The sequence below is a fragment of the Streptomyces synnematoformans genome, from assembly GCF_039531005.1.
Lineage (GTDB): Bacteria > Actinomycetota > Actinomycetes > Streptomycetales > Streptomycetaceae > Streptomyces > Streptomyces synnematoformans.
The window spans coordinates 1-21,773 of sequence record NZ_BAAAPF010000100.1 but is presented as its reverse complement, the minus strand read 5'-3'; the positions used below and the strand labels follow the sequence as shown (position 1 = coordinate 21,773).

The window sequence follows — 21,773 nt, the reverse complement described above, 5'->3', positions numbered from 1 at the left end:
GCCGCCGCGGCCGACGACGTGGATGGTGCCGGCCAGCAGCAGCCGCAGCAGCTCCCGCCCGCGCTGCACCCGGCCGTCGGCCGGGCCGGGGCCGGCGGGAGGGGCCGCGGGGGAGTCAGTGCGCACCGCCCACCTCCAGCGCGACCACGCCCGCCGCGACCAGCACGAGCCCGGCGACCTGCACCCGGGTCAGGCCGTCGCCGAGGAAGGCCGCGCCGACCAGCGCCACCAGGGCGACGCCGGCGGCGGCCCAGATGCCGTACGCGATGCCGATGGACATGCCGCGCTTGAGGACCATGCTCAGCAGCGTGAAGGCCGTGAGGTAGCCGACGACCACGACGACGGAGGGGACGATCTTGGAGAAGCCGTCCGACAGGCGCAGTGAGACCGTTGCCGTCACCTCGCTGAGTATCGCGCCGATCAGCAGCACGTAGGTCATCGTCCGCCTCTCCCCGTGTCGCCACAAACTAGCTGGACATCTGTCCAGGTTCTTGAGTGTACGGCACGGAGCCGGGGCGGCCGGGGTGCGGGGGCGCGCGGTCAGCGTTCGCGTTCGGCCAGCTTCAGCAGGTGGTCGGCGAGCGAGCGCCCGCCGGACGGGTCGCGGCTGATCACCATCAGGGTGTCGTCGCCCGCGATCGTGCCGAGGATCGCGTTCAGCTCCGCCGCGTCGATCGCGGACGCGAGGAACTGCGCCGCACCGGGCGGGGTGCGGAGCACGACGATGTTCGCCGACGCCTCGGCGGAGATGAGCAGCTCCCCGGCCAGGCGCGCCATCCGCTCCTCCTTGGCCGACTCCCCCAGCGGCACCTGCGGGGTGCGGAAGCCGCCCTCGGAGGGCACGGCGTAGATCAGCTCGCCGCCGGTGTTGCGGATCTTGACCGCCCCCAGCTCATCGAGGTCGCGCGAGAGCGTCGCCTGCGTCACCGTCAGGCCGTCGTCGGCGAGGAGCCTCGCGAGCTGGCTCTGCGAGCGGACCGGCTGCCGGTTCAGGATGTCCACGATCCTCCGGTGGCGTGCCGTGCGCGTGTGCGGCACGGCGGGACCGTTGTGCTCCTCGGACATCGTCACGTCACTCTCCGGCTCGTCGGGGCTGCGCGGCGGGATCCGCCGCGTCGAGCACGGCGGGCAGCGCGGCGAGCAGGGCGTCCGCCTCCGCCTCGCCGAGGACCAGCGGCGGGGCGAGCCGGATCACGTCCGGCGCCACCGCGTTGACCAGGAATCCCGCAGCCTGGGCCGCCTGTTGCACCCGGGGTGCGACGGCCTCGGTGAGCACCATACCGAGCAGCAGCCCCGCGCCCCGCACATGGTCGACAAGCGGGTGCCCCAGCCGCCAGATTCCGTCCCGCAGCCGCTCCCCCACGCCCTTGACCCGCTCCAGCAGCCCCTCGGACTCGATCACGTCCAGCACCGCGAGCGCGGCGGCGCAGGCCACCGGGTTGCCACCGAAGGTGGAGCCGTGCCGGCCGGGGGTGAGCAGGCCGGCGGCCGGCCCGAAGGCCAGCGTGGCGCCGATCGGCAGCCCGCCGCCGAGGCCCTTGGCGAGGGTGACGACGTCCGCCTCCACGCCCTGCGCCTGCGCGGCGAACCAGTGGCCCGTGCGCCCGATGCCTGTCTGCACCTCGTCGAGGACGAGCAGCGCGCCGGCGGACCGGGTGATCTCGCGGGCGGCGGCCAGGTAGCCCTCCGGCGGCACGACCACGCCGTTCTCGCCCTGCACCGGCTCGACGATCACCAGCGCGGTGTCCTCGGTGACCGCGGCGCGCAGCGCGTCCGCGTCCCCGTACGGCACGTGCGTGACCTCGCCCGGCAGCGGCCCGAAGCCCGCCTGCTTGCCGGGCTGCCCGGTGAGCGCCAGGGCTCCCATGGTGCGGCCGTGGAAGCCGCCCTCGGTGCCCACCATGTGCGTACGGCCCGTCAGCCGGCCGATCTTGAACGCGGCCTCGACCGCCTCCGTGCCGGAGTTGGAGAAGTACACCCGCCCCGGCCGGCCGGCGAGGTCGAGCAGCCGCTCGGCGAGCGCCACCGGGGGCTCGGCGACGAAGAGGTTGGAGACGTGGCCGAGCGTGGCGATCTGCGCCGAGACCGCCTCGACGACCGCCGGGTGGGCGGTGCCGAGCGAGTTGACGGCGATGCCGCTGACGAAGTCCAGGTACTCGTTGCCGTCGGCGTCCCACAGCTTCGCGCCCGCGCCGCGGACCAGCGGCAGGCGGGGGGTGCCGTAGTTGTCCATCAGCGCGCCCTGCCAGCGCTCCGTCAGCTCCGCGTTGCCGCCCGTGCCGCCCGTGCCGCCGCTCGTGTCGCCGCTCATGTCGCAGGCCCTTCCGCATCCGGCACGACCATCGTGCCGATGCCCTCGTCCGTGAAGATCTCCAGCAGGATGGAGTGCGGCACCCGGCCGTCGATGACGCGCGCGGTGTGCACGCCGTGGCGCACCGCGTACAGGCAGCCCTCCATCTTCGGCACCATGCCGCTGGCCAGCTCGGGCAGCAGCCGCTCCAGTTCGCCGGCGGTCAGCCGGCTGATGACCTCGTCGCTGTCCGGCCAGTTCTCGTACAGCCCCTCGACGTCGGTGAGGACCATCAGGGTCTCCGCGCCGAGCGCGGCGGCCAGCGCGGCGGCGGCGGTGTCGGCGTTGACGTTGAAGACCTCGCCGGCCGCGTCGGCCTCGTCGGCGGAACGGGCGACCGACGAGACCACCGGGATGCGGCCGTCGGCGAGCAGCGCCGCGATCGCGCCGGTGTCGATGGCGGCGACCTCGCCGACGCGGCCGATGTCGACCGGCTCGCCGTCGACCAGCGGGCGGTGCCGGGTGGCGGTGATGGTGTGCGCGTCCTCGCCGGTCAGGCCGACGGCGAAGGGGCCGTGCTCGTTGAGCAGCCCGACCAGCTCGCGCTGCACCTGCCCGGCGAGCACCATCCGTACGACGTCCATCGCCTCCGGCGTCGTCACCCGCAGCCCGGCGCGGAACTCGCTGGCCAGGCCGTGCCGGTCGAGCTGCGCGCTGATCTGCGGGCCGCCGCCGTGCACGACGACGGGCCGGAGCCCGGCGTGCCGGAGGAAGACGACGTCCTGGGCGAAGGCGCGTTTCAGGTCCTCGTCGACCATGGCGTTGCCGCCGAACTTGACCACGACGACCTTGCCGTGGTGGCGGGTCAGCCACGGCAGCGCCTCGATGAGGATCTGCGCCTTGGGCAGGGCGGTGTGCTTGCGGGTGGGGGCGGTCGGGGCCGCGGGGGTGGCGGTCACGAGCTGTACGCGCTGTTCTCGTGGACGTAGTCGGCCGTCAGATCGTTGGTCCAGACGACCGCGCCGGCCTCGCCCGCCGCCAGGTCCGCCACGATGTGGACCTGGCGGTAGCGCATGTCGACCAGGTCGCGGTCCTCGCCGAACGAGCCGTTCTTGCACACCCACACGCCGTTGATCGCGACGTTCAGCCGGTCCGGCTCGAAGGCAGCGGACGTGGTGCCGATCGCGGCGAGCACGCGGCCCCAGTTGGGGTCCTCGCCGTGGATGGCGCACTTGAGGAGGTTGTTGCGGGCGATGGAGCGGCCCACCTCCACCGCGTCGTCCTCGCCGGCGGCGTTCACCACCTCGACCTTGATCTCCTTGCTCGCGCCCTCGGCGTCGGCGACGAGCTGCCGCCCGAGGTCGTCGCAGACGGCCCGTACCGCCTCGGCGAACTCCGCCGGCTCCGGCCGGACCCCGGACGCGCCGGAGGCCAGCAGCAGCACGGTGTCGTTGGTGGACATGGCGCCGTCGGAGTCGACGCGGTCGAAGGTCGTACGGGTCGCGGCGCGCAGCGCGGCGTCCAGCTCGGCGGCGGGTACGTCGGCGTCGGTGGTGAGGACGACGAGCATGGTGGCCAGGCCCGGCGCGAGCATGCCGGCGCCCTTGGCCATGCCGCCGACGGTCCACGCCGCGCCGCCGTCCGCGCCGGCTGTCCCGGCTGTCCCGCCGGTGACCACCGCGGTCTTGTGCACGGTGTCCGTGGTCTTGATCGCGATGGCGGCCTTCTCGCCGCCGTGCGCGGACAGCTCGGCCGCGGCCCGCCCGACGCCCGGCAGCAGCTTGTCCATCGGCAGCAGCGTGCCGATCAGCCCGGTGGACGCGACCGCGACCTCCGCGGCGCTGTGCCCGAGCACCTCGGCGACGCGCTCGGCGGTGGCGTGGGTGTCCTGGAAGCCGCGGGGCCCGGTGCAGGCGTTGGCGCCGCCGGAGTTCAGGACGACGGCCGACACCTCACCGCCCTTGAGCACCTGCTCGGACCAGACGACCGGGGCGGCCTTGACGCGGTTGGCGGTGAAGACGCCGGCGGCGGCGCGTCGCGGCCCCTCGTTGACCACGAGGGCCAGATCCGGGTTGCCGTTCTCCTTGATCCCGGCGGCGATGCCCGCCGCCGTGAACCCTTTCGCTGCCGTGACGCTCACTGTGTCTCCTCGTTCGCTTCTCCGCCCGCGCGGCGAAGGCGCGGTCCGCCGTTCGGGCTCGGCCGGGCAGCCGCGCGTGCGACGCTCACGGTGCCACTCCTGTCAGAGAGAGCCCCAGCTCCTCAGGGAGGCCGAGGGCGATGTTCATGCTCTGCACCGCGCCGCCGGCGGTGCCCTTGGTGAGGTTGTCGATGGCGCTGACCGCGACGATGCGCTGGGCGCGCTCGTCGTACGCGACCTGCAGCAGCGCGGTGTTGGCGCCGGTGACCGCGCCGGTGGCGGGCCACTGGCCGGGCGGCAGCAGCCGGACGAACGGCTCGCCCTGGTACGCCTTCTCGTACGCGGCGCGCACCGCGTCCGCGGTCGTGCCGGGCCGGGCGCGCGCCGTGCTGGTGGCGAGGATGCCGCGGGGCATCGGGGCGAGGGTCGGGGTGAAGGAGACGGTGACCCGCTCCCCCGCCACGGCGCTGAGGTTCTGGCTCATCTCCGGCGTGTGCCGGTGCCCGCCGCCGACGCCGTACGGGCTCATGGAGCCCATCACCTCGCTGCCCAGCAGGTGCGGCTTGAGCGCCTTGCCGGCGCCGGAGGTGCCGGAGGCGGCGACGACGACGGCCTCCGGCTCGGCGAGCCCGCCGGCGAAGGCCGGGAACAGGCCGAGGGACACGGCGGTCGGATAGCACCCGGGCACCGCGACGCGCCGGACCCCGAGGAGCGCGTCGCGGTGCCCGGGCAGCTCGGGGAGCCCGTAGGGCCAGGTGCCGGCGTGCGGTGTGCCGTAGAACCGCTCCCATTCGGCGGCGTCGGCGAGCCGGTGGTCGGCGCCGCAGTCGACGACGAGCACGTCGTCGCCGAGGGCCGCGGCGACGGCGGCGGACTGCCCGTGCGGCAGCGCGAGGAACACCACGTCGTGCCCGGCGAGCGCGGCGGGCGTCGTCTCGGCCAGCTCCCGGCCGGCGAGCGGCGCGAGGTGCGGCTGTATGTCGCCGAGGAGCCGGCCGGCGTTGGCGTGGGCGGTGAGCGCCCCGATCTCGACCCCGGGATGCGCCAGCAGCAGCCGCAGCAGCTCCCCGCCCGCATACCCGCTCGCCCCGGCCACTGCCACCCGCACGGTCATCCGCTCCTCCTCGCTCACGGCATGACTATACGGAACTCGGCAGAGCTATGCAAAGATGATGCGGGTGGGCCGGGACGAGGCACCGTGTGGCAGGCGCGGCGGAGTCCGGCGGCGGGCCGCACAGGCGGCGGACGCGCGCGCAGACCGCGCCCGCGGCGGCGCACCGGTGCGCCGGTGCGGCCCGCCGCGCGCTCAGCTCTTCGGTGGGACCTCCGGGACCGGCAGCAGCAGGGCGCCGAAGGCGCCCGCGGGCACCGCCGGGGTGCGTGGGGGTACCGGGCGGACGCGGGCGTACGGGCGGTCCTGGGCCGGGCGCGGGTCCTCCTCGCCCTTGTTGGGCCACAGCGCCATCGCCCGCTCCGCCTGCGCCGTGATCGTCAGCGACGGGTTCACGCCGAGGTTCGCCGAGACCGCCGAGCCGTCCACGACGGAGATCCCGGGGTGGCCGTACAGCCGGTGGTACGGGTCGATGACGCCGTGCTCCGCGTCCTCACCGATCGGGCAGCCGCCGAGGAAGTGCGCGGTCAACGGGGTGCCCATCAGCTCGCCGAGGTTCGTGCCCGGCTGGCCGCCGATCTGCTCGGCGAGCAGCCGCGCCGCCTCCGCGCCCTCGGGGATGTGCGCCGGGTTGGGCGCGCCGTGGCCCTGGCGGGCCGTGAGCAGGCCCTTGCCGAGGCCCTTGTCCTTCAGGTGCGTCGTCAGCGAGTTGTCGTGGGTCTGCATGACGAGCCCGATGATGGTCCGCTCCGACCAGCGGTACGTCGTGGCGGTGCGCGCGACCAGCACCGGGTGCCGCAGGTACGCCCCCAGCGCGCGCAGCGCCTTGGGCAGCTTCCCCGCCGCCTTGAACTGCGGGACGCACAGCAGCGCCATGGCGTTGGAGCCCTTGCCGTAGCGCACGTTCTCGATGTGCGTGGTGGCGTTGGGGTGGATGGAGGAGGTGATGGCCACGCCCTTGGTGAAGTCCAGCTCGTCCGCGCCGTGCTTCTTGCGGTACGTGCGCGGGAAGGTCACCGCGCCGACCAGCGCCTCGGAGTTGGTGCGGGTCAGCTCGCCGAGGCGCGGCGAGAGCCCGGGCAGCCGGCCGGCGGCCCGCATGCGGTGCAGCAGGGTCTGCGTGCCGTACGTGCCCGCCGCGACCACCACGCGGTCGCAGCGCAGCACCTCCCGCCGGCCGCGGCGGCGCCTGTTCGTCGGCACGGTGGTCACCTCGTAGCCGCCGCCGGCGGCCTCGTGCACGTCGACGACGGTGGTGAGCGGGTGGATGACGGCGCCGCGCCGCTCGGCGAGGTAGAGGTAGTTCTCCGTGAGGGTGTTCTTCGCGCCGTAGCGGCAGCCGGTCATGCACGAGCCGCACTGCACGCACGCCACGCGCTCCGGTCCCGCGCCGCCGAAGTACGGGTCGGGGACGGTCTCGCCGGGGGCGGCCTTCGCCTCGCCGCCGGCGTCGCGGCCGTCGCCGTAGAAGACGCCGACGGGGGTGAGCCGGAAGGTGTCGCCGACGCCCATGCGTTCCGCGGTGGCCTTCAGGTACGTGTCCGGGGCGGTGGTCGTGGGGTTCTGCCGGACGCCGAGCATCCGCCGCGCCTGGTCGTAGTACGGGGCCAGCTCCTCCTGCCAGTCGGTGATGTGGCCCCACTGCCGGTCCTGGAAGAAGGCGGGGGGCGGCACGTAGAGGGTGTTGGCGTAGTTGAGCGAGCCGCCGCCCACGCCGGCGCCGGCGAGCACCATGACGTTGCTGAGCAGGTGGATGCGCTGGATGCCGTACAGGCCGAGGGCGGGGGCCCACAGGTAGTCGCGCAGCCGCCAGGAACTCTTCGGCAGCTCCTCGCGGTCGAACCTCCGCCCGGCCTCCAGCACGCCGACCTTGTAGCCCTTCTCGGTCAGGCGCAGGGCGGCCACCGAGCCGCCGAAGCCGGAACCGATCACGATCACGTCGTACGAGCTCATCGCTGACCGCTCCCTCGCGCACGCGTGCTGCCGCTACCTACTTGGCAGTAGACTTACCTACCCGTAGGGAGTTGGCAATGCCCCCGACATCATCCGTCCGCCGCATCTCCGCGTCCACCGGCGGCGCTCACACCCAGCCGTCGACGTGCAGGCTCCACCGCCCCGGCCGGCCCGTCAGGGTGATCGTCGACAGCGGCATCACGTCGATGTGCCAGTACGACGCGGGCGGCGCCTTCAGCGCGTAGACCAGGGCGGCGCGCATGATGGAGGGCTCGGTGACGGCCAGCACGTGGGTGCCGTCGTCCACCGGGCGGGTGTCCAGCCAGCCCCCTATCCGCTGGATGAACGTGATCAGCGGCTCGCCGCCGTGCGGTGCGGAGTGGGGATCCGCGAGCCACTCGTCCACGTCGCGCGGCTCGGTCATCATCACCTCCTCCAGCGTGCGGCCCCGCCACCGGCCCATGTCGCAGTCGCGCAGGGCGACCTGGGCCAGCGGCGCGAGGCCGAGCACCCGGCCGGTCTCGCGGGACCGCTGCGTGGGCGAGCAGTACCGCAGTTCGGCGGCGGCCAGCGGGGAGAACACCGGAATGGCACGTTCGGCCGCCACCCAGCCCGCCGCGTCCAGCGGCCGGTCGTCGTCGAAGCGCTCCGCGAGCCGCGAGGAGTTGCGGGCCGCGGCGAGCAGCGTGAGACGAACGTTCATGCGGCGATGGTAGGAGCGCGATCACTCCGTGCCCAGAGCCATCCACCGGGTCGGATCGGCGAGCGGCTCGAAGCCGTACTTGGCGTAGAGGCCGTGGGCGTCGCCGGTCGCCAGCAGGATGCGGCCCAGCCGGTACGGCGCGAGGTGGTCGCGGACGGCGGCGACCAGCCCCCTGCCGACCCCGGCGCCGCGGGCGTCCCGGGCCACGTAGACGTCGCAGAGCCAGGCGAAGGTGACGCGGTCGGTGACGACGCGGGCGTACGCCACCTGCCGGCCACCGGGGTCCGGGGCGGCCCCGCCGGGGGTGCCGGGATCCGGGGCGTAGACGCCGAAGTTCAGCGAGTTGTCGATCGCGGTGTCCTGCTGCGCGCGGCTGCGCCCGAGCGCCCAGTAGGCGTCGGTGGCCAGCCAGCGGTGGACGAGCGCGCGGTCGAGCCGGGCGGGATCGGTGGAGATCTCGTAGGGAGCGGGCACATGATCCATGCGCAGAGCCTCGCACGCGGTGGATGGCACGTACACCGGAATTCTCCGGGGAGCCGGGAGCGGCGGGCGACCCTAGACTGGCGTCACGGACCCAGCTCTGCTGTGACGAGCCGGACAGGGAGGTCGATCCATGCACGCGGAAGTGGGCGACAGGCTGTGTGTGCACGGTCGCGTCGTCGGGCAGGAGGACCGGACGGCGGAGATCGTCGAAGTCCTGGGCGCGGACGGCGAGCCGCCCTACCGGGTGCGGTTCGAAGACGGACACGAGGCGCTCATGTCGCCCGGCCCGGACTCCGTGGTCCGGCATCGGGACCGGGAGCCCGGGCCGGGCTGACGCCCGCGGCCGCGGGTGCCGGGCGGCCGGGACGACGAGGGGCGGTACTGCGCGCGCCGCCGGCGGCGGGTCGGCGGCGGCGCGCGCCGCTAGCAGCGCGGAGGGCGCGCCGGCCTGCGGTAGTGGTCGGCGACCAGCGTGCTGACCGCGCCCAGCGGGTCCTGGGGCAGCAGCTTCGCGGAGAAGTACATGTTGCCCTGGACCTCCGGGTAGCCCTGGCAGAACGTCAGGTGCCGGGACAGCTCCGCCGGGTCGAACCAGGCCTCGGGCTGCCCGGCGGCGCCGACCTTGTACAGCGCCTCGCCGATGTAGAGGTTGACGCCGGTGCCCGCCACCACGTCGTTCCACCAGGGCACGAGCTTGGCGTAGTCGGCGACGGCGAAGCCGATGTTCCAGTACACCTGCGGGACGACGTAGTCGATCCAGCGCTCGCGCACCCACGTGCGGGTGTCGGCGTAGAGGTCGTCGTACGTCTCCACGCCCGCCTGGGTGTCGGAGCCCTCGGGGTCGGTGTCCGCGTTCCGCCAGATCGCGAACGGACTGACGCCGAACTGCACCTTCCGCTTCGTCCGCTTAATGGCCCGGCCCAGCTCCGCGATCAGCAGGTCGATGTTGTTGCGCCGCCAGTCGGCCTTGTCCGCGAACCCGCCGCCGTACCGCCGGAACGTCTCCTCGTCCGCGAACTCCTCGCCCGCGACCGGGTAGGGGTAGAAGTAGTCGTCGAAGTGCACGGCGTCGATGTCGTAGCGGCGTACGGCGTCGAGGATGCAGCGCTGGGTGAAGCGCCGGACCTCCGGCACCCCCGGGTTGTAGTAGATCTTGCCGCCGTACGGGACGATCCATTCGGGGTGCCGGTTCGCCGGGTGCTCCGGCACCAGCTTCTCCGCGAGCGCGTCGTTGCGCACCCGGTAGGGGTTGAACCAGGCGTGCAGCTCCAGCCCCCGCCGGTGCGCCTCGCGCACCGCGAAGCCGAGCGGGTCCCAGCCCGGGTCCTCGCCCTGGGTCCCGGAGAGCCACTCCGACCACGGCTCGTACGGCGACGGCCACATCGCGTCGGCCGTCGGGCGGGCCTGGAAGACCACGGTGTTCAGCCGGCGGTCCGCCGCCTCGTCCAGCCGGGCCAGCAGCTGCCGCTGCTGCTCCGCGGCGCTCAGGCCCTGCTGGACCGGCCAGTCGATGTTCGCCACCGTCGCCACCCACGAGCCGCGCATCTGCCGGACCGGACGGCCGTGGCCGCGGCCGTGGCCGTCCGCGCCGGCGGCCGCCACCGCGTCGCCCGCCACGGTCACCGCGGACAGGGCGCCCACCGCCGCGGCACCGAACCGGCGCCGGCTGAGGTGGTGCGGTCTTTCGGGAGTGCTGCTCCCCATCTGGATCCTCCGAGTGTCGCCGGGAACACGAATCCGACTGAGCCGAGTGGTCTGAACCAGTCGTCAGTTGCGGGCACATCCTCGCGTCCGGCGTCACCCGGAGACAAGAGCCATGCGCTACGCGGGTAACGTCGGGGTCCGAAAGGGTTGCCCACACGGCAGGACGAGGGACGAGGAGAGACATTGACCGACATCGAACGCGTCGGAGTGGTCGGATCCGGCCAGATGGGCTCGGGCATCGCCGAGGTGTGTGCCCGCTCCGGGCTTCAGGTCGCCGTCGCCGAGACCACCGGCGACGCCCTCGAACTGGGCCGTACCCGCGTCACCAACTCGCTCGCCAAGGCCGCGGAGCGCGGCAAGCTCAGCGAGCAGGAACGGGACGAGGCGCTGGCCGCGATGAGTTTCACAACTGATCTCGGAGAGCTGGCGGACAGTGACCTCGTGATCGAGGCGGTGGTGGAAAACGAGCAGGTAAAGACCGAAATCTTCCAGATCCTGGACCAGGTCGTCGTCCGCCCCGACGCCGTCCTCGCCTCGAACACCTCCTCCATCCCGCTGGTCAAGCTCGCCGTCGCCACCTCGCGACCGGAGCAGGTCATCGGGATGCACTTCTTCAACCCCGCCCCCGTCCAGCGCCTCGTCGAGCTGATCCCGGCCCTGACCACCAGCGACGAGACCCTCAAACGGACCGAGTCGCTGGCCCGCGACGTGCTCGGCAAACACGCCATCCGGGCCCAGGACCGCTCCGGTTTCGTGGTGAACGCGCTGCTCATCCCGTACCTGCTGGGGGCGGTCCGGATGTTCGAGTCGGGCATCGCGACCCGCGAGGACATCGACAACGGCATGGAACTGGGCTGCGCCCACCCGATGGGCCCTCTCAAGCTCGCGGACCTCATCGGCCTCGACACCGTCGTCTCGGTGGCCGACTCGATGTACGACGAGTACAAGGAACAGCTCTACGCGACGCCGCCGCTGCTGTCCCGGATGGTCGAGGCGGGCCGGCTGGGCCGCAAGTCGGGCGCCGGGTTCTACGCTTACTAGTCGGTTCGTACGACAGAACTGCCCACGCAATCACCACGGCCGGCGGCCGCCACACGGGCCGCCGGCCTCGGGCCGGATCGGATTGATCGATCCGGCCCCCGCCTGGCAGCTCACCAGGAAGGTCGGAGCGTGACGCTCCTGTGCAGTAGGCCCGCCCTCGGTCACCACTCCGGCGGCCAGCATCGCCGGCAGTAGCACGTCGGGCCGCGTACCGCCGCGGTCGTGCTCTTCGGCGATGGGCAGCTGTAGCAGTACCGCTTCGTGACACATCAGGCTCGGTGTGCATGCCGTCGCCGGCACCGGCCTCCACCAGGAGCGACCAGTCACCGATCACCGCCAGGCGGCCGACAGATGCGGGCAGTGGAGCATCGCAGCCTGCGCAGGAGTCGCCAGGACTTGAGGGTGGCGACGGCCTGTTCGACGAGGGCCCGGATGGCGGCGAGCGTGCTGATGATGCCGTGCTCGCGGCCCGCGCGCAGATCGTGGACGGCTCCGGAGACGGCCGGTGAGGCCCACGGCAGTCGGCCCATGAGGACTTCGACGCCCTCCAGGACGTCCTGAGGTGCTGGACCGGTATCTGCACCACCTGCCAACAGTCCCTGCCACCAGACCACATACGGCATCAAGACCGGGACAGACCCAACGGACTCCTACTAAGGGTCGTCTCAGCTTCGCTCGTTAGGAAGTAGGCATCAGATCAGCGATGTGACCGTATGTAGGAGGCTAGTGATGGCAGTCAACGCAGCGCCGTCCGGGGAAGCGCCGGCCGGTCGGTTGGCAGGCCGGTGGGTGCCGTGGTTGGTGATTGGCCTGTGGTTGGTGCTGGCGGCGGGCATGGTGCCGCTGAGCGGAAAGTTGAGCTCGGTCACCACCGACAGCGTCGTAGACACCCTGCCGGCCAGCGCCGAGTCCACCAAGGTCGCGGTACTGGAGGACAGCCTCCCCGACGGTGACGACAACACGTTCGTCTTCGTGTACCACCGCGCCGGCGGCATGACCGACGCCGACCGCGCGACGGTCGAGCGCCACTACGACACCCTTGCCCAGCGGTACCCGACGCGGGCGACGGCGGCGGGCGGCGAGGACGGTGAGGGCTCACCGACGATCCCCTCCACCGATCGCGAGGCGATGATGTTCACCCTCGAGGTGAGCACGACCTACGGCCCACCGGAGGAAATCGTCGGCCCGTTGCGTGACGCCGCGAAGGACCGCCCCTCCGGCCTGGAACTCCACGTGACCGGCCCGGGCGCGATCGACGGCGACATGGATGCCGTCTTCGACGGCATCGACGTGCAGGTCCTCCTCACCACCATCGTCGTCGTCACGCTCCTGCTCATCCTCACCTACCGCAGCCCGGTGTTGTGGATCATCCCGCTGGTGGCCGTCGGCGCGGCCGCACTGACCTCGATGGGGACCGTCTACCTGCTCGTCAAGGGCTTCGGCATCGTGGTCAACGACCAGAACTCGGCGCTGCTGACGATCCTGGTGTTCGGCGTCGGCACGGACTACGCGCTGTTGCTCATCGCTCGGTATCGGGAGGCACTGCACCACCATGAGAACGTCCGGGTCGCGATGGTTCACGCGCTACGCAGCGCGGCGCCGGCCATCGTCGCGTCCGCGGCCACCGTGGTCGCCGGCCTGCTCTGCCTGCTCGTCGCCGACCTGAACAGCACCAGCGGGTTGGGCCCGATCGGCGCGGCCGGCATCCTGTGCGCGCTGGTGGCCATGCTGACGCTGTTCCCGGCGGTGCTCGTGGTGCTCGGCAGGCGGATCTTCTGGCCGGCCATCCCGCGGTTCAGCACGGCCGTGGAGAAGAAGCCGGGGCTGTGGGGACGGCTCGGCGCCGCCATCAGCCGCCGCCGGTGGGTGGCGACGCTCGGCTCGCTCGGAGTCCTCGGGGTGCTCGCCCTCGGGCTGGCGGGCAACACCGGCGCCCTGCGGGAGCAGGACCAGTTCCTGTCCGCGCCGGAGTCGGTCACCGGCTTCACCGTTCTCCGCCAGCACTTCCCGGAGGCCGGCGGACAGCCGATAACGATATTCACACGGCCGGCGCACCAGGAGCGGGTGCTCGACATCGTCAAGGACACTCGCGGTGTAGCCCTGGCCGTCCCGGAGGAGACCAGCCGTGGCTGGGCCGGCATCTCCGCGTTCCCGAAGGACGCGCCGGACACCGTCGCAGAGTACGACACGATCAAGCGGGTGCGCACCGCCGTGCACGCGGTGAGCGGGGCGGAGGCGATCGTCGGCGGGCCGAGTGCGGAGAACCTCGACACCGAGGTGACCACCAGGCGCGACGAGAAGCTGGTGATCCCTCTGGTGCTCGGCGTCGTCCTGATCGTCCTCGGGCTGCTGCTCCGAGCGATCGTGGCCCCGCTGGTCCTGATGGCCACCGTGATCGTCTCGTTCGCCGCGGCCTTCGGCGGCAGCGTGTTCGTCTTCGACACGATCCTCGGGTTCAAGGGGATCGACTACTCGGTGCCGCTGCTGGCATTCCTGTTCCTGGTGGCGCTCGGCGTCGACTACAACATCTTCCTGACCAGCCGGGCCCGGCAGGAGACCGTGCGCCTCGGCACCAGAGAGGGCATGCTCAAAGCCCTCTCCGCCACCGGTGGCGTCATCACCTCGGCGGGCCTGGTCCTGGCGGCCACGTTCGCGGTCCTCGTCACACTTCCGCTGGTGATGCTGATCGAGGTCGGGTTCCTGGTCGCCCTCGGCGTGCTGCTCGACGCCCTGCTGGTGCGGTCGGTCCTGGTGCCCGCCCTCACCCTGCTGATCGGCCGGCGGATCTGGTGGCCGAGCCGGCTGTCCCGTCCAGCGGCGGAGCTGCCGGACGGTCAACAGCCGCTCGCCGACGACGAGGAGCCCGCGCTGCAACGGTGAGCGCCGCGGCGGCACGGACGAGATCCGGGACGGGGCCCCAGGCCCGTCCCGGATCTTTTCATGGGCCCGACGGTCGCCGCCCTCTGGTCCTGCGCCACGCGCCGGGGCCGGGGTCGGCGCATCGCGGTGTCCTGCCCCGACGGTGCGCCGCGCGGGGCCATGCCCGAGGGCCGCCGTCCCTCGTCCTGCGCCGCGCCGCCGGTGCGGGTCAGCGCACCGTGGTGTCCTCCCCGGCGGTGTGCCGCGCGATCGGGGCGGGCGGGGCCGCGGCCGGCAGGCCGACCCGAAGCAGCGCGCCACCACGTGCGGAGCGGGCGACGGTGACCCGGCCGCCGTGGGCGTCGACGACCCGCTGCACGATCGACAGCCCCAGACCGGATCCCGGCAACGCCCGGGCGCTGTCGGCACGGTAGAACCGGTCGAACACCCGCGGTACGTCGGCGGCGTCGATGCCGGGCCCGGCGTCGTCGACCTCGAGCACCGCCGACGTGCCCTCGGCACGGAGCCGGACCTGGACCGGCTGGTCCGCGGGGGACCACTTGCCGGCGTTGTCGACGAGGTTGAGCACCGCCCGCTGGAGCGCAGCGGGACGCCCGTTCACCCACACGGAGGTCACGTCGAGCGCGACCTCGATGTCGGGCACGCGGGAACGCGCCCGGATCGCGGCGGCCCCCACCACGTCGGCGAGGTCGAGCAGCTCGGTGCTCTCGTCGCTGACGTCACCGCGCGCCAGGTCGGTCAGCTCGGCGACAAGGGTGCTCAACTCGGCCACCTGGGCACCGAGTTCGTTGACCAGCCGGGTCCGGCTCTCCGCCGGCAGTGCGCTGTCCAGGGTGCCGCGCCGATCGAGCCGGATCAGCAGCTCGACGTTGAGGCGCAGGCTGGTGAGCGGGGTCTTGAGTTCGTGGGCGGCGTCCTCGGCGAGCAGCCGCTGGGCCCGCCGGGAGTCCCTGAGCGCGGCGAGCATGTCGTTGATCGCCTGGATCAGCCGCCGGATCTCCCCACCGCCCTCATCCTGGATGTCGGCGTCGAGATCCCGGGTGTGCGCGACACGTACCGCGGCGGCGGTCAGCCGGTCGATCGGTGCCAGCCCGGTCCGCGCCACGGTCCGCCCGACAAGGGCGCCGCCGACCACGCAGAACAGCCCGATCAGCAGCATGCCGAACCCGAACCGGTTGATCGGGCTGTCGTCGACGACGCGGGCTACCTGGACCGCGCCGTCGCCCGCCCGCAGCGTGTAGATGAGGTAGCCGTCCTCGTCGCTGTCGTTCGACTCCATCAGGTCGGCCGACGCGCCCCGCACCACGCGCCCGGCGGGCTCGCTCACCGGGGGCAGCGCGGGTTGGCCGGCCGGCGTCCGGATCGAGCCGTCGGGCAGGATGACCCGCACCAGCCGGCCGGATCCGGGATACGGCGGTAGCTGGACCTGCGCCAGACCGGCGCGCTCCGCGTTCGTCGCCAGGACGCGGGAGTCGGCGCGCAGCTGGTTCTCGGCGCTGTCCCGCAGCTCCCAGTCCAGTAGCTCGCTGGCCACCTGGAAGGCCACGAACACGCTGAACGCGATGGCCGTCGCCGCGATCACCGTCAGCCTGGTCCGCAGGGACCGCCGGCGCCACCATCGGGTCAGCCGGCGCGGTTCCCGGCGGGCGGGCCTGCTCACGGAGGAGTCTCCCGCAACGTGTATCCCAGGCCGCGCAGCGTGTAGACCAATCGCGGCTCACCCTCGGCCTCCATCTTGCGGCGCAGGTAGCTCACGTATACCTGGAGGTTGTTGGCGGTGGCGCTCATGTCGAAGCCCCAGATCGCCTCGAACAGCGCGTCGCGGGTCAGGACCCGGGTCGCGTTGCGCATGAGGACCTGCAGGAGGGAGAACTCGGTCCGGGTCAGGCGCAGCGGCCGCTCGCCACGCCACGCCTCGAACCTGTCGGGATCGAGCCGAACATCGGCGAACGACAGGATCTGCGACTCCCCGTCGGCCGGCGTGCGCCGGCGCAGCAGGGCCCGCACCCGGGCCAGCAGCTCCTCGGTGGCGAACGGCTTGGGCAGGTAGTCGTCGGCGCCCGCGTCCAGCCCCGTGACCCGGTCGGAGACCTGGTCACGGGCGGTCAGCATCAGCACCGGCAGATCCCGGCCCGCGGCCCGCAACCGCCGGCAGGTCTCCACCCCGCCGAGGCGGGGCATCATCACGTCGAGGATCAGCAGATCCAGCGTGTCACCGCCGGCCCCGTCGACCCCGTCGAGCACGGCGAGACCGTTGGCGACGGTGCTGGTGTCGTAACCCTCGACCTGGAGCACCCGCTCCAGCGACTCGCGGACGGCCACTTCATCATCCGCGATCATGATCCGCACGCCGGCCCGCCTCCTTCCAGTCGACACTTTTGCCGCTCATTGTCCCCGATCAACCTGAGACCAGGCTGAGAAGCCGCACCGTCCCGACCTCACGGGCCTGGTGGAGCAGGCCGGCTGGCCGCCGCCACACGCCTCACCGCGCATGTTTCCTCGGGCCGGTTGAGGGCACGCTGGGACTGGCGATGTGCAACGTTGTACATGACGGATGGCGACCTGGAGCGGAGGCCCGCGTTGAGCGGCAGGAACCCTGACGAACATGACATACGCAGGCGCACGATGCTCACCGGGATCACCGGAATCACCGGTGCGCTGGCGCTGGGCGCGCCGGCCCGGGCGGCGCGGAAGGGGCCGGAGCGTCCGGTCAACATCCTGTTCGCGATCGCGGACGACTGGGGCTACCCGGACGCCGGCGCCTACGGTTCCCGGGCCGCGCGGACGCCGACGTTCGACCGGCTCGCCGACGAAGGCGCGCTGTTCACGCGCGCCTTCTGCGCCGCCCCCTCGTGCACGCCGTCGCGGAACGCGATCCTCACCGGCCAGGCGCCGCACCGCCTTGAGGCGGGAGCGAACCTGTGGTCCGAGCTGCCGGCCACGTTCGATGTGTACCCGGACCTCCTCCAGCAGGCGGGCTACCGCGTCGGCCGGATGCGCAAGGGCTACGGCCCCGGCGTCTTTCCGCAGTGGCCGCACAACCCGGCGGGGCCGGGCTTCCCGTCGTTCGGCGAGTTCCTCGGACAGCAGCCGGAGCAGACGCCGTTCTGCTTCTGGCTCGGCTCCTCCGATCCGCACCGGCCGTACGACCCCGAACTCGGCGAGCAGTCCGGCATCGACCCGGCCGCCGTGGACGTCCCGCCGTATCTCCCGGACACGCCGGAGGTCCGCACCGACATCGTCAACTACCTGGCCGAAGTGCAGCGCTTCGACAGCGAGGTCGGCGACGCCCTGCGGCTCCTGGACGAGCACGGGCTCGCCGAGAACACCATCGTGGTGATGACCGGCGACCACGGCTGGCCCTGGCCACGGGCCAAGGCCAACACCTACGACGCCGGCACCCGCGTGCCGCTCGCGGTCCGCTGGCCGGGCCGGGCCGCCCCCGGCACGGTGATCGACCGCCTGACGCTGCTGAGCGATCTCGCTCCCACCTTCCTCGACGCCGCCGGGCTGTCCACGCCGCCGGCGATGACCGGGCAGTCGCTGCTGCCGGCCCTCTCGGGCACGGCCGCCCCCCGCGGGTTCGTCGTCGTCGAGCGCGAGCGACACGCCTTGGCCCGGGAGGGGAACCTCGCGTACCCCGTCCGCGCACTGCGCACGGACAGGTGGCTGTACATCCGCAACTTCTTCCCGGAGCGCTGGCCCGCCGGCGATCCGGACTTCGACCTGGGCCTGCAGGGGGTCTTCGGCGATATCGACGCGGGGCGCACCAAGACGCAGCTCCTTGAGAACAGGCACAGGCCGGGATTCGCCAAGGCGTTCCAGCTGGCCACCGCCAAGCGGCCGGCGGAGGAACTCTACGACCTCGCATCCGACCCGCACAGCCTGAAGAACCTCGCGGACGAACCGCGACAGACCGCGGTGAAGACCCGGCTCCGGAAGCAGTTGCAGAACTGGATGCTCCGCACCGACGACCCGCGCGCCATCGACCCACGGACCGACTTCTGGGACAAGGTCGAGTACTACGGCTAGCGGGTGAAAAGCAGTGGTAGCAGGCGAGTTCACCGGTGCTGCGGTGGCCGCATCAGGGGCCTAAGGCTGGAAGTCGCGCTGGTACCAGGTGCCTGACTTGCCGCCGAGGTCGGCCGCGCTGGCCGGGCCGACCGGGGCGAACCCGGCCTTGGCCAGGACTTTCCGGGACGCGACGTTGTCGTGGGAGGCGGCCGCCCGCAGGGTGCGCAGGCCGTGCCGCGCTGTCGCCATCCGGCACAGCTCCCGGACGGTCGCGGTCGCCACGCCGCGGCCGGCGATCCGCTCCGCGACCCGGTAGCCGAGTCTGGCGGCGCTGTCCTCCACGTCGTACAGGTTGAACCTGCCCAGAACCGAGCCGTCCTCGGCGACGAGCACGTAGAAGGCGCAGATGCCGGCCTCCTGCTCGGCCAGCAGGGCGTTGTACCCGTCGGTGAACCGGTCGAAGTAGTCGTCGCCACGGTCGGAGATCGAGGCGGCGAAGTAGCCGCGGTTCTCCAGCTCGAAGGCCAGGACCGCCGGGGCGTGGCCGACGTGCAGCCGCTTCAACTCGGGCATCGCCCGACTCTACCGAGATCGTGCGCTGAGGCCACCTGGGTTTCCGCCGTTCGTCCTGATCTTCGGGGAGTCGGGGATGGCATCGACGGCGGGGCGGACGGCCGGCCCGCCGGTCCTGCCGGGCGCGGTCCGCCGAGTGCCGAGCGCGAAGAGCCAACCCTGCGGGCAACGGTCGGCTCAGCGGACTGTCGGAGCCGGCGGTGTGACCGCCTCACGCAGCTCGGCGGCGGCCTGGGCCATGAGCTGAGCGAGGGTCGTGTCCGGCTCGGCCAGCCAGCGGGGCATGGCGCGCCGGTGGATCGCCAGCACCACGTCGATGATGAAGCGTGCTTTGCCGGGCTCGACGCCGCGGCGTTCGAGCGCCGGTGCCAGCGCGTCGGCGATGGCGGCGAGCTTGATCAGATCGCGCTCGGCCAGTGCCGGGTTGGCGGCGATCACTCGTGCCCGGCGCCGCAGGAACGCGCGTGGGCGGAAGATCTCCTCGGCGGTGCCCAGCGCGGTCAGCAGCGCCTCGATCGGGGTGAGGCCCGGGTCGGCCGCCTCGACCTGGGCGACGAGGTGGGCCTCAAGTTCGTTGCCGGCGAAGAGGACTTCCCGCTTGTCGGGGAAGTAGCGATAGAAGGAGCGCTCCTTCAGACCGGCGGCACCGGCGATCTGCGCGACCGAGGTGCGCTCGAACCCCTGCGCCTCGAACAGCTCAAGCGCCGCCCGTTCGAGCCGGCCCTGTGCGTCGGATTCCCATCGCGGCATACCCATCAGCGTACGACAACAGGAGCTGTCATCAGCTGATACGGTCAATGACAACAGATGCTGTCATCACCTAGGAGATCGTCATGAAGGCTCTGCAGTTCGACCGGTTCGGCTCCCCGGACGTGATAGCGCTCCGCGACGTCCCACAGCCGCAGCCGGGACCCGGCCGGATCCGCATCGCCGTGCGGGCGTGCGGACTGACACCGGCCGACTGGCACGTCGTCGACGGTCTCCTCGCCGACCACCTGCCGCCGCTGCCGCGCGGGCTCGGCCTTGAGGTCGCGGGCACCGTCGACGCCCTCGGCGAGGGCGTCACCGGCGTCCAGATCGGCGACCGCGTGTTCGGCCCGGCCACCTTCGACGGCCCGACGGCCGGCGCCGCCGAGCACGCGCTGATGCCGGCCTGGGCACGCATCCCCGAGGGCGTAACCGCCGAGCAGGCCGCCGCGCTGCCGATGGCGGCCGAGACGGCGTGGCGCGCGCTCGACGACCTCGGTGTCCAGCCGGGTGAGCTGCTGCTCGTCCACGGCGCGGGCACCACCGTGGGTGAGGCGGCGGTGCGCTTCGCGCTGCACCGGGGTGTTCGGGTGATCGCCACAGCCGGGCCGACTCGGGCCGCCGCCCTCGAAGAGATCGGCGCCCGGGTGACCGCCTACGGCGAGGGCATGGCCGAACGGGTCAGCGCACTGGCCCCGGGCCCCGTGGATCGCGCCCTGGACACCGCGCCGACCGGAGGCCGGATCGACCGCGCCGACCAGCCCAGTCCGGCCGGCGGCTCGCTGCCGACCTTGATCGGGCTGACCGGGGATCCCGACCGTGTCCTCACCGTCTCGGACTTCGCCGCCGCGGCCGAACTGGGCGTCCGGATCACCACCGAGATCCGCTACGACCAGATGAACGAGTTCGCCAGGCTCGCCGGCGAAGGCATCCTGGCCGTACCGGTCGCCCGCACCTACACCCTCGACCAGATCCAGGAGGCGGCCGAGCTCAGCCGATCGCGCCGCCCCGGCGGCAAACTCATGCTCGTCCTGTGATCGCCCCGCCGGCCTGACAAGGCGAGACCACCTCGACGGGGAACGGGGCCGGGCCTCTTCTCCTCGTCCGGACATCTTGTCCTCCGCAGTGACCAGAACAAGGTGTCCCGTACCCGCAACGGCAGGCACCCGGTCGGGCCGAGCCGGGTGAGTTCACGTCCGGTCGTGGCCTCGGTGGCCGTCGCGGACCACCGCCAGCCCGCCGACCCGGGTCGTGATGCCCGCCGGCCCGCGTCGGGCCGAAGCGAGCACGCTGGCCGGTCGGCCGAGGGCGTCGCCCTGCTCCACCTCGATCGCAACCGTCTGCGCCCCCGTCGTGTCGAGCAGGTGGGCGGCCAGGCAGCCGGTGCTGTTGGCGTTGGCGACGTCCTCGTCGACACCGATCGCCGGCGCGAACATCCGCGCCGCACCCGGCCGGTCGCCCACCGGCGGTACGTACACGAAACAGCCGAGAAGCCCGTACCGCCGGCACACCTCTGCCAGCCTGCCGAGGTGTGGGCGGACTCGGAGCAGCGCCGACCGGTCGTGGACCGGTACCAGGATGCGTGGTGCGCCGGGCGCGGCGATCCGTGGCGCGTCGACCGGATGCGGATCGTCCTCGGTGAGCCCGAGCGCGGCGACGATCTCGGCGCGCTCGTCCGGTGCCGGGTGCCGCAGCGCGACGGGGCCCTGGTCGAACCACACCTCGATGCCGGCGGGGCGGCGGATCGCGACGGTGTCGAACGTGCGCCCGCCGGTGTGCTGGCGGTCGTTCAGCTCGCCCAGCGCGGTGCGGGTCAACCGGACGGCCTGCGCGGCAACGGTGCCGTGGCCGCAGCCGGACAGTTCGGCGGTGGCGGTGAAGAACCGGACCGGCCGGCCACCGTCCGGCGTCCGCCCCGGGCCGAGGAACGCCGCGTGCGAGGTGCCGGCCGCAGCGGCGACCGCACGCCGGTCCGCGTCGGTCGCCGCCGGGTCGTCGTCGGTGACGGCCGTGGGGCTACCACCCCGGCCGTCGCGCCGCACGCATGCATCAACCACCGTGACCTCCGGCCAGGACATGGGATGCTCCTATGGCTGTCAAGCTGCTGGAGCTATGCCGGTTTGAGTGATTCGTT

At 72.6% G+C, this 21,773-nt stretch carries 20 protein-coding genes and 1 pseudogene; 5 read left to right on the top strand and 16 right to left on the bottom strand.

The features are described 5' to 3' along the window. Positions 1 to 115 precede the first annotated feature (115 nt). The 9 genes from ABD317_RS16765 to ABD317_RS16725 all read right to left on the bottom strand — a co-directional run bounded on the left by ABD317_RS16765 (position 116) and on the right by ABD317_RS16725 (position 8,680). Positions 116 to 439, bottom strand: a complete 324-nt coding sequence (locus ABD317_RS16765; protein WP_027757161.1) for an SMR family transporter — start codon at positions 437 to 439, stop codon at positions 116 to 118. Between the two features lie 101 nt (positions 440 to 540). Next, positions 541 to 1,065 carry an arginine repressor gene (locus ABD317_RS16760; RefSeq protein WP_027757160.1) on the bottom strand — a complete coding sequence of 175 codons (525 nt, stop codon included), beginning with the start codon at positions 1,063 to 1,065 and terminating at the stop codon, positions 541 to 543. Positions 1,066 to 1,072: 7 nt separating this feature from the next. Next, entirely contained in the window at positions 1,073 to 2,311 is a 1,239-nt protein-coding gene (locus tag ABD317_RS16755; protein ID WP_344290776.1) for an acetylornithine transaminase, read from the bottom strand. Further along, complete coding sequence (gene argB / locus ABD317_RS16750; protein WP_344290775.1) at positions 2,308 to 3,249, bottom strand: acetylglutamate kinase; 942 nt, start codon at positions 3,247 to 3,249, stop codon at positions 2,308 to 2,310. The genes ABD317_RS16755 and argB overlap by 4 nt, the downstream gene beginning before the upstream one ends. Further along, positions 3,246 to 4,430 carry a bifunctional glutamate N-acetyltransferase/amino-acid acetyltransferase ArgJ gene (gene argJ, locus ABD317_RS16745; RefSeq protein WP_344290774.1) on the bottom strand — a complete coding sequence of 395 codons (1,185 nt, stop codon included), beginning with the start codon at positions 4,428 to 4,430 and terminating at the stop codon, positions 3,246 to 3,248. The genes argB and argJ overlap by 4 nt, the downstream gene beginning before the upstream one ends. An 85-nt stretch (positions 4,431 to 4,515) precedes the next feature. After that, positions 4,516 to 5,544 (bottom strand): N-acetyl-gamma-glutamyl-phosphate reductase, encoded by a 1,029-nt coding sequence (argC, locus tag ABD317_RS16740; protein ID WP_344290779.1) that lies wholly within the window; start codon positions 5,542 to 5,544, stop codon positions 4,516 to 4,518. A gap of 192 nt (positions 5,545 to 5,736) precedes the next feature. Further along, positions 5,737 to 7,494: a GMC oxidoreductase gene (locus tag ABD317_RS16735; protein WP_344290773.1), complete on the bottom strand. Its 1,758-nt coding sequence runs from the start codon at positions 7,492 to 7,494 to the stop codon at positions 5,737 to 5,739. A gap of 127 nt (positions 7,495 to 7,621) precedes the next feature. After that, a complete protein-coding gene (locus tag ABD317_RS16730; RefSeq protein WP_344290772.1) occupies positions 7,622 to 8,197 on the bottom strand; it encodes a histidine phosphatase family protein in 576 nt (191 codons plus the stop codon). A gap of 21 nt (positions 8,198 to 8,218) precedes the next feature. Continuing rightward, positions 8,219 to 8,680 carry a GNAT family N-acetyltransferase gene (locus ABD317_RS16725; protein ID WP_344290771.1) on the bottom strand — a complete coding sequence of 154 codons (462 nt, stop codon included), beginning with the start codon at positions 8,678 to 8,680 and terminating at the stop codon, positions 8,219 to 8,221. A 130-nt stretch (positions 8,681 to 8,810) separates the two neighbouring features. On the opposite strand from ABD317_RS16725, the gene ABD317_RS16720 reads away from it, so the two are divergent. Beyond that, a complete protein-coding gene (locus ABD317_RS16720) occupies positions 8,811 to 9,014 on the top strand; it encodes a DUF1918 domain-containing protein (RefSeq protein ID WP_344290770.1) in 204 nt (67 codons plus the stop codon). 89 nt (positions 9,015 to 9,103) lie between these two features. Here ABD317_RS16720 and ABD317_RS16715 read toward each other — a convergent pair whose 3' ends face one another. Further along, the gene (locus ABD317_RS16715; protein ID WP_486389014.1) at positions 9,104 to 10,384 is read right to left on the bottom strand and encodes a glycoside hydrolase family 10-like protein; all 1,281 of its coding nucleotides are present in this window, start codon (positions 10,382 to 10,384) and stop codon (positions 9,104 to 9,106) included. Positions 10,385 to 10,567: 183 nt separating this feature from the next. On the opposite strand from ABD317_RS16715, the gene ABD317_RS16710 reads away from it, so the two are divergent. Then, positions 10,568 to 11,425 carry a 3-hydroxybutyryl-CoA dehydrogenase gene (locus ABD317_RS16710; RefSeq protein WP_344290769.1) on the top strand — a complete coding sequence of 286 codons (858 nt, stop codon included), beginning with the start codon at positions 10,568 to 10,570 and terminating at the stop codon, positions 11,423 to 11,425. A gap of 323 nt (positions 11,426 to 11,748) precedes the next feature. Here the strand turns inward: ABD317_RS16710 and ABD317_RS16705 are convergent. After that, a pseudogene (locus ABD317_RS16705) lies at positions 11,749 to 11,952 on the bottom strand (hypothetical protein); the annotation flags it as partial. A gap of 202 nt (positions 11,953 to 12,154) precedes the next feature. On the opposite strand from ABD317_RS16705, the gene ABD317_RS16700 reads away from it, so the two are divergent. Continuing rightward, entirely contained in the window at positions 12,155 to 14,305 is a 2,151-nt protein-coding gene (locus ABD317_RS16700; protein ID WP_344290768.1) for an MMPL family transporter, read from the top strand. A gap of 208 nt (positions 14,306 to 14,513) precedes the next feature. Here the strand turns inward: ABD317_RS16700 and ABD317_RS16695 are convergent, their stop codons facing one another. Together ABD317_RS16695 and ABD317_RS16690 are read right to left on the bottom strand one after the other, a co-directional pair. Then, a complete protein-coding gene (locus tag ABD317_RS16695) occupies positions 14,514 to 15,965 on the bottom strand; it encodes a HAMP domain-containing sensor histidine kinase (RefSeq protein ID WP_344290767.1) in 1,452 nt (483 codons plus the stop codon). Continuing rightward, positions 15,962 to 16,654 (bottom strand): response regulator transcription factor, encoded by a 693-nt coding sequence (locus ABD317_RS16690; protein WP_344290766.1) that lies wholly within the window; start codon positions 16,652 to 16,654, stop codon positions 15,962 to 15,964. The genes ABD317_RS16695 and ABD317_RS16690 overlap by 4 nt, the downstream gene beginning before the upstream one ends. A gap of 198 nt (positions 16,655 to 16,852) precedes the next feature. Here ABD317_RS16690 and ABD317_RS16685 point away from each other — a divergent pair, with 198 nt between their 5' ends. Continuing rightward, the gene (locus ABD317_RS16685; RefSeq protein ID WP_344290765.1) at positions 16,853 to 18,337 is read left to right on the top strand and encodes a sulfatase family protein; all 1,485 of its coding nucleotides are present in this window, start codon (positions 16,853 to 16,855) and stop codon (positions 18,335 to 18,337) included. Positions 18,338 to 18,397: 60 nt separating this feature from the next. On the opposite strand, the gene ABD317_RS16680 is transcribed toward ABD317_RS16685, so the two are convergent. Continuing rightward, on the bottom strand, positions 18,398 to 18,892 hold the full coding sequence (locus ABD317_RS16680) for a GNAT family N-acetyltransferase (RefSeq protein ID WP_344290764.1): 495 nt from the start codon (positions 18,890 to 18,892) through the stop codon (positions 18,398 to 18,400). 177 nt (positions 18,893 to 19,069) lie between these two features. Continuing rightward, entirely contained in the window at positions 19,070 to 19,642 is a 573-nt protein-coding gene (locus ABD317_RS16675) for a TetR/AcrR family transcriptional regulator (protein WP_344290763.1), read from the bottom strand. 83 nt (positions 19,643 to 19,725) lie between these two features. Here ABD317_RS16675 and ABD317_RS16670 point away from each other — a divergent pair, with 83 nt between their 5' ends. Next, positions 19,726 to 20,676 carry an NADP-dependent oxidoreductase gene (locus ABD317_RS16670; protein WP_344290762.1) on the top strand — a complete coding sequence of 317 codons (951 nt, stop codon included), beginning with the start codon at positions 19,726 to 19,728 and terminating at the stop codon, positions 20,674 to 20,676. Positions 20,677 to 20,829: 153 nt separating this feature from the next. Here ABD317_RS16670 and ABD317_RS16665 read toward each other — a convergent pair whose 3' ends face one another. Beyond that, positions 20,830 to 21,717 (bottom strand): PhzF family phenazine biosynthesis protein, encoded by an 888-nt coding sequence (locus ABD317_RS16665; protein ID WP_344290761.1) that lies wholly within the window; start codon positions 21,715 to 21,717, stop codon positions 20,830 to 20,832. Positions 21,718 to 21,773 lie beyond the last annotated feature (56 nt).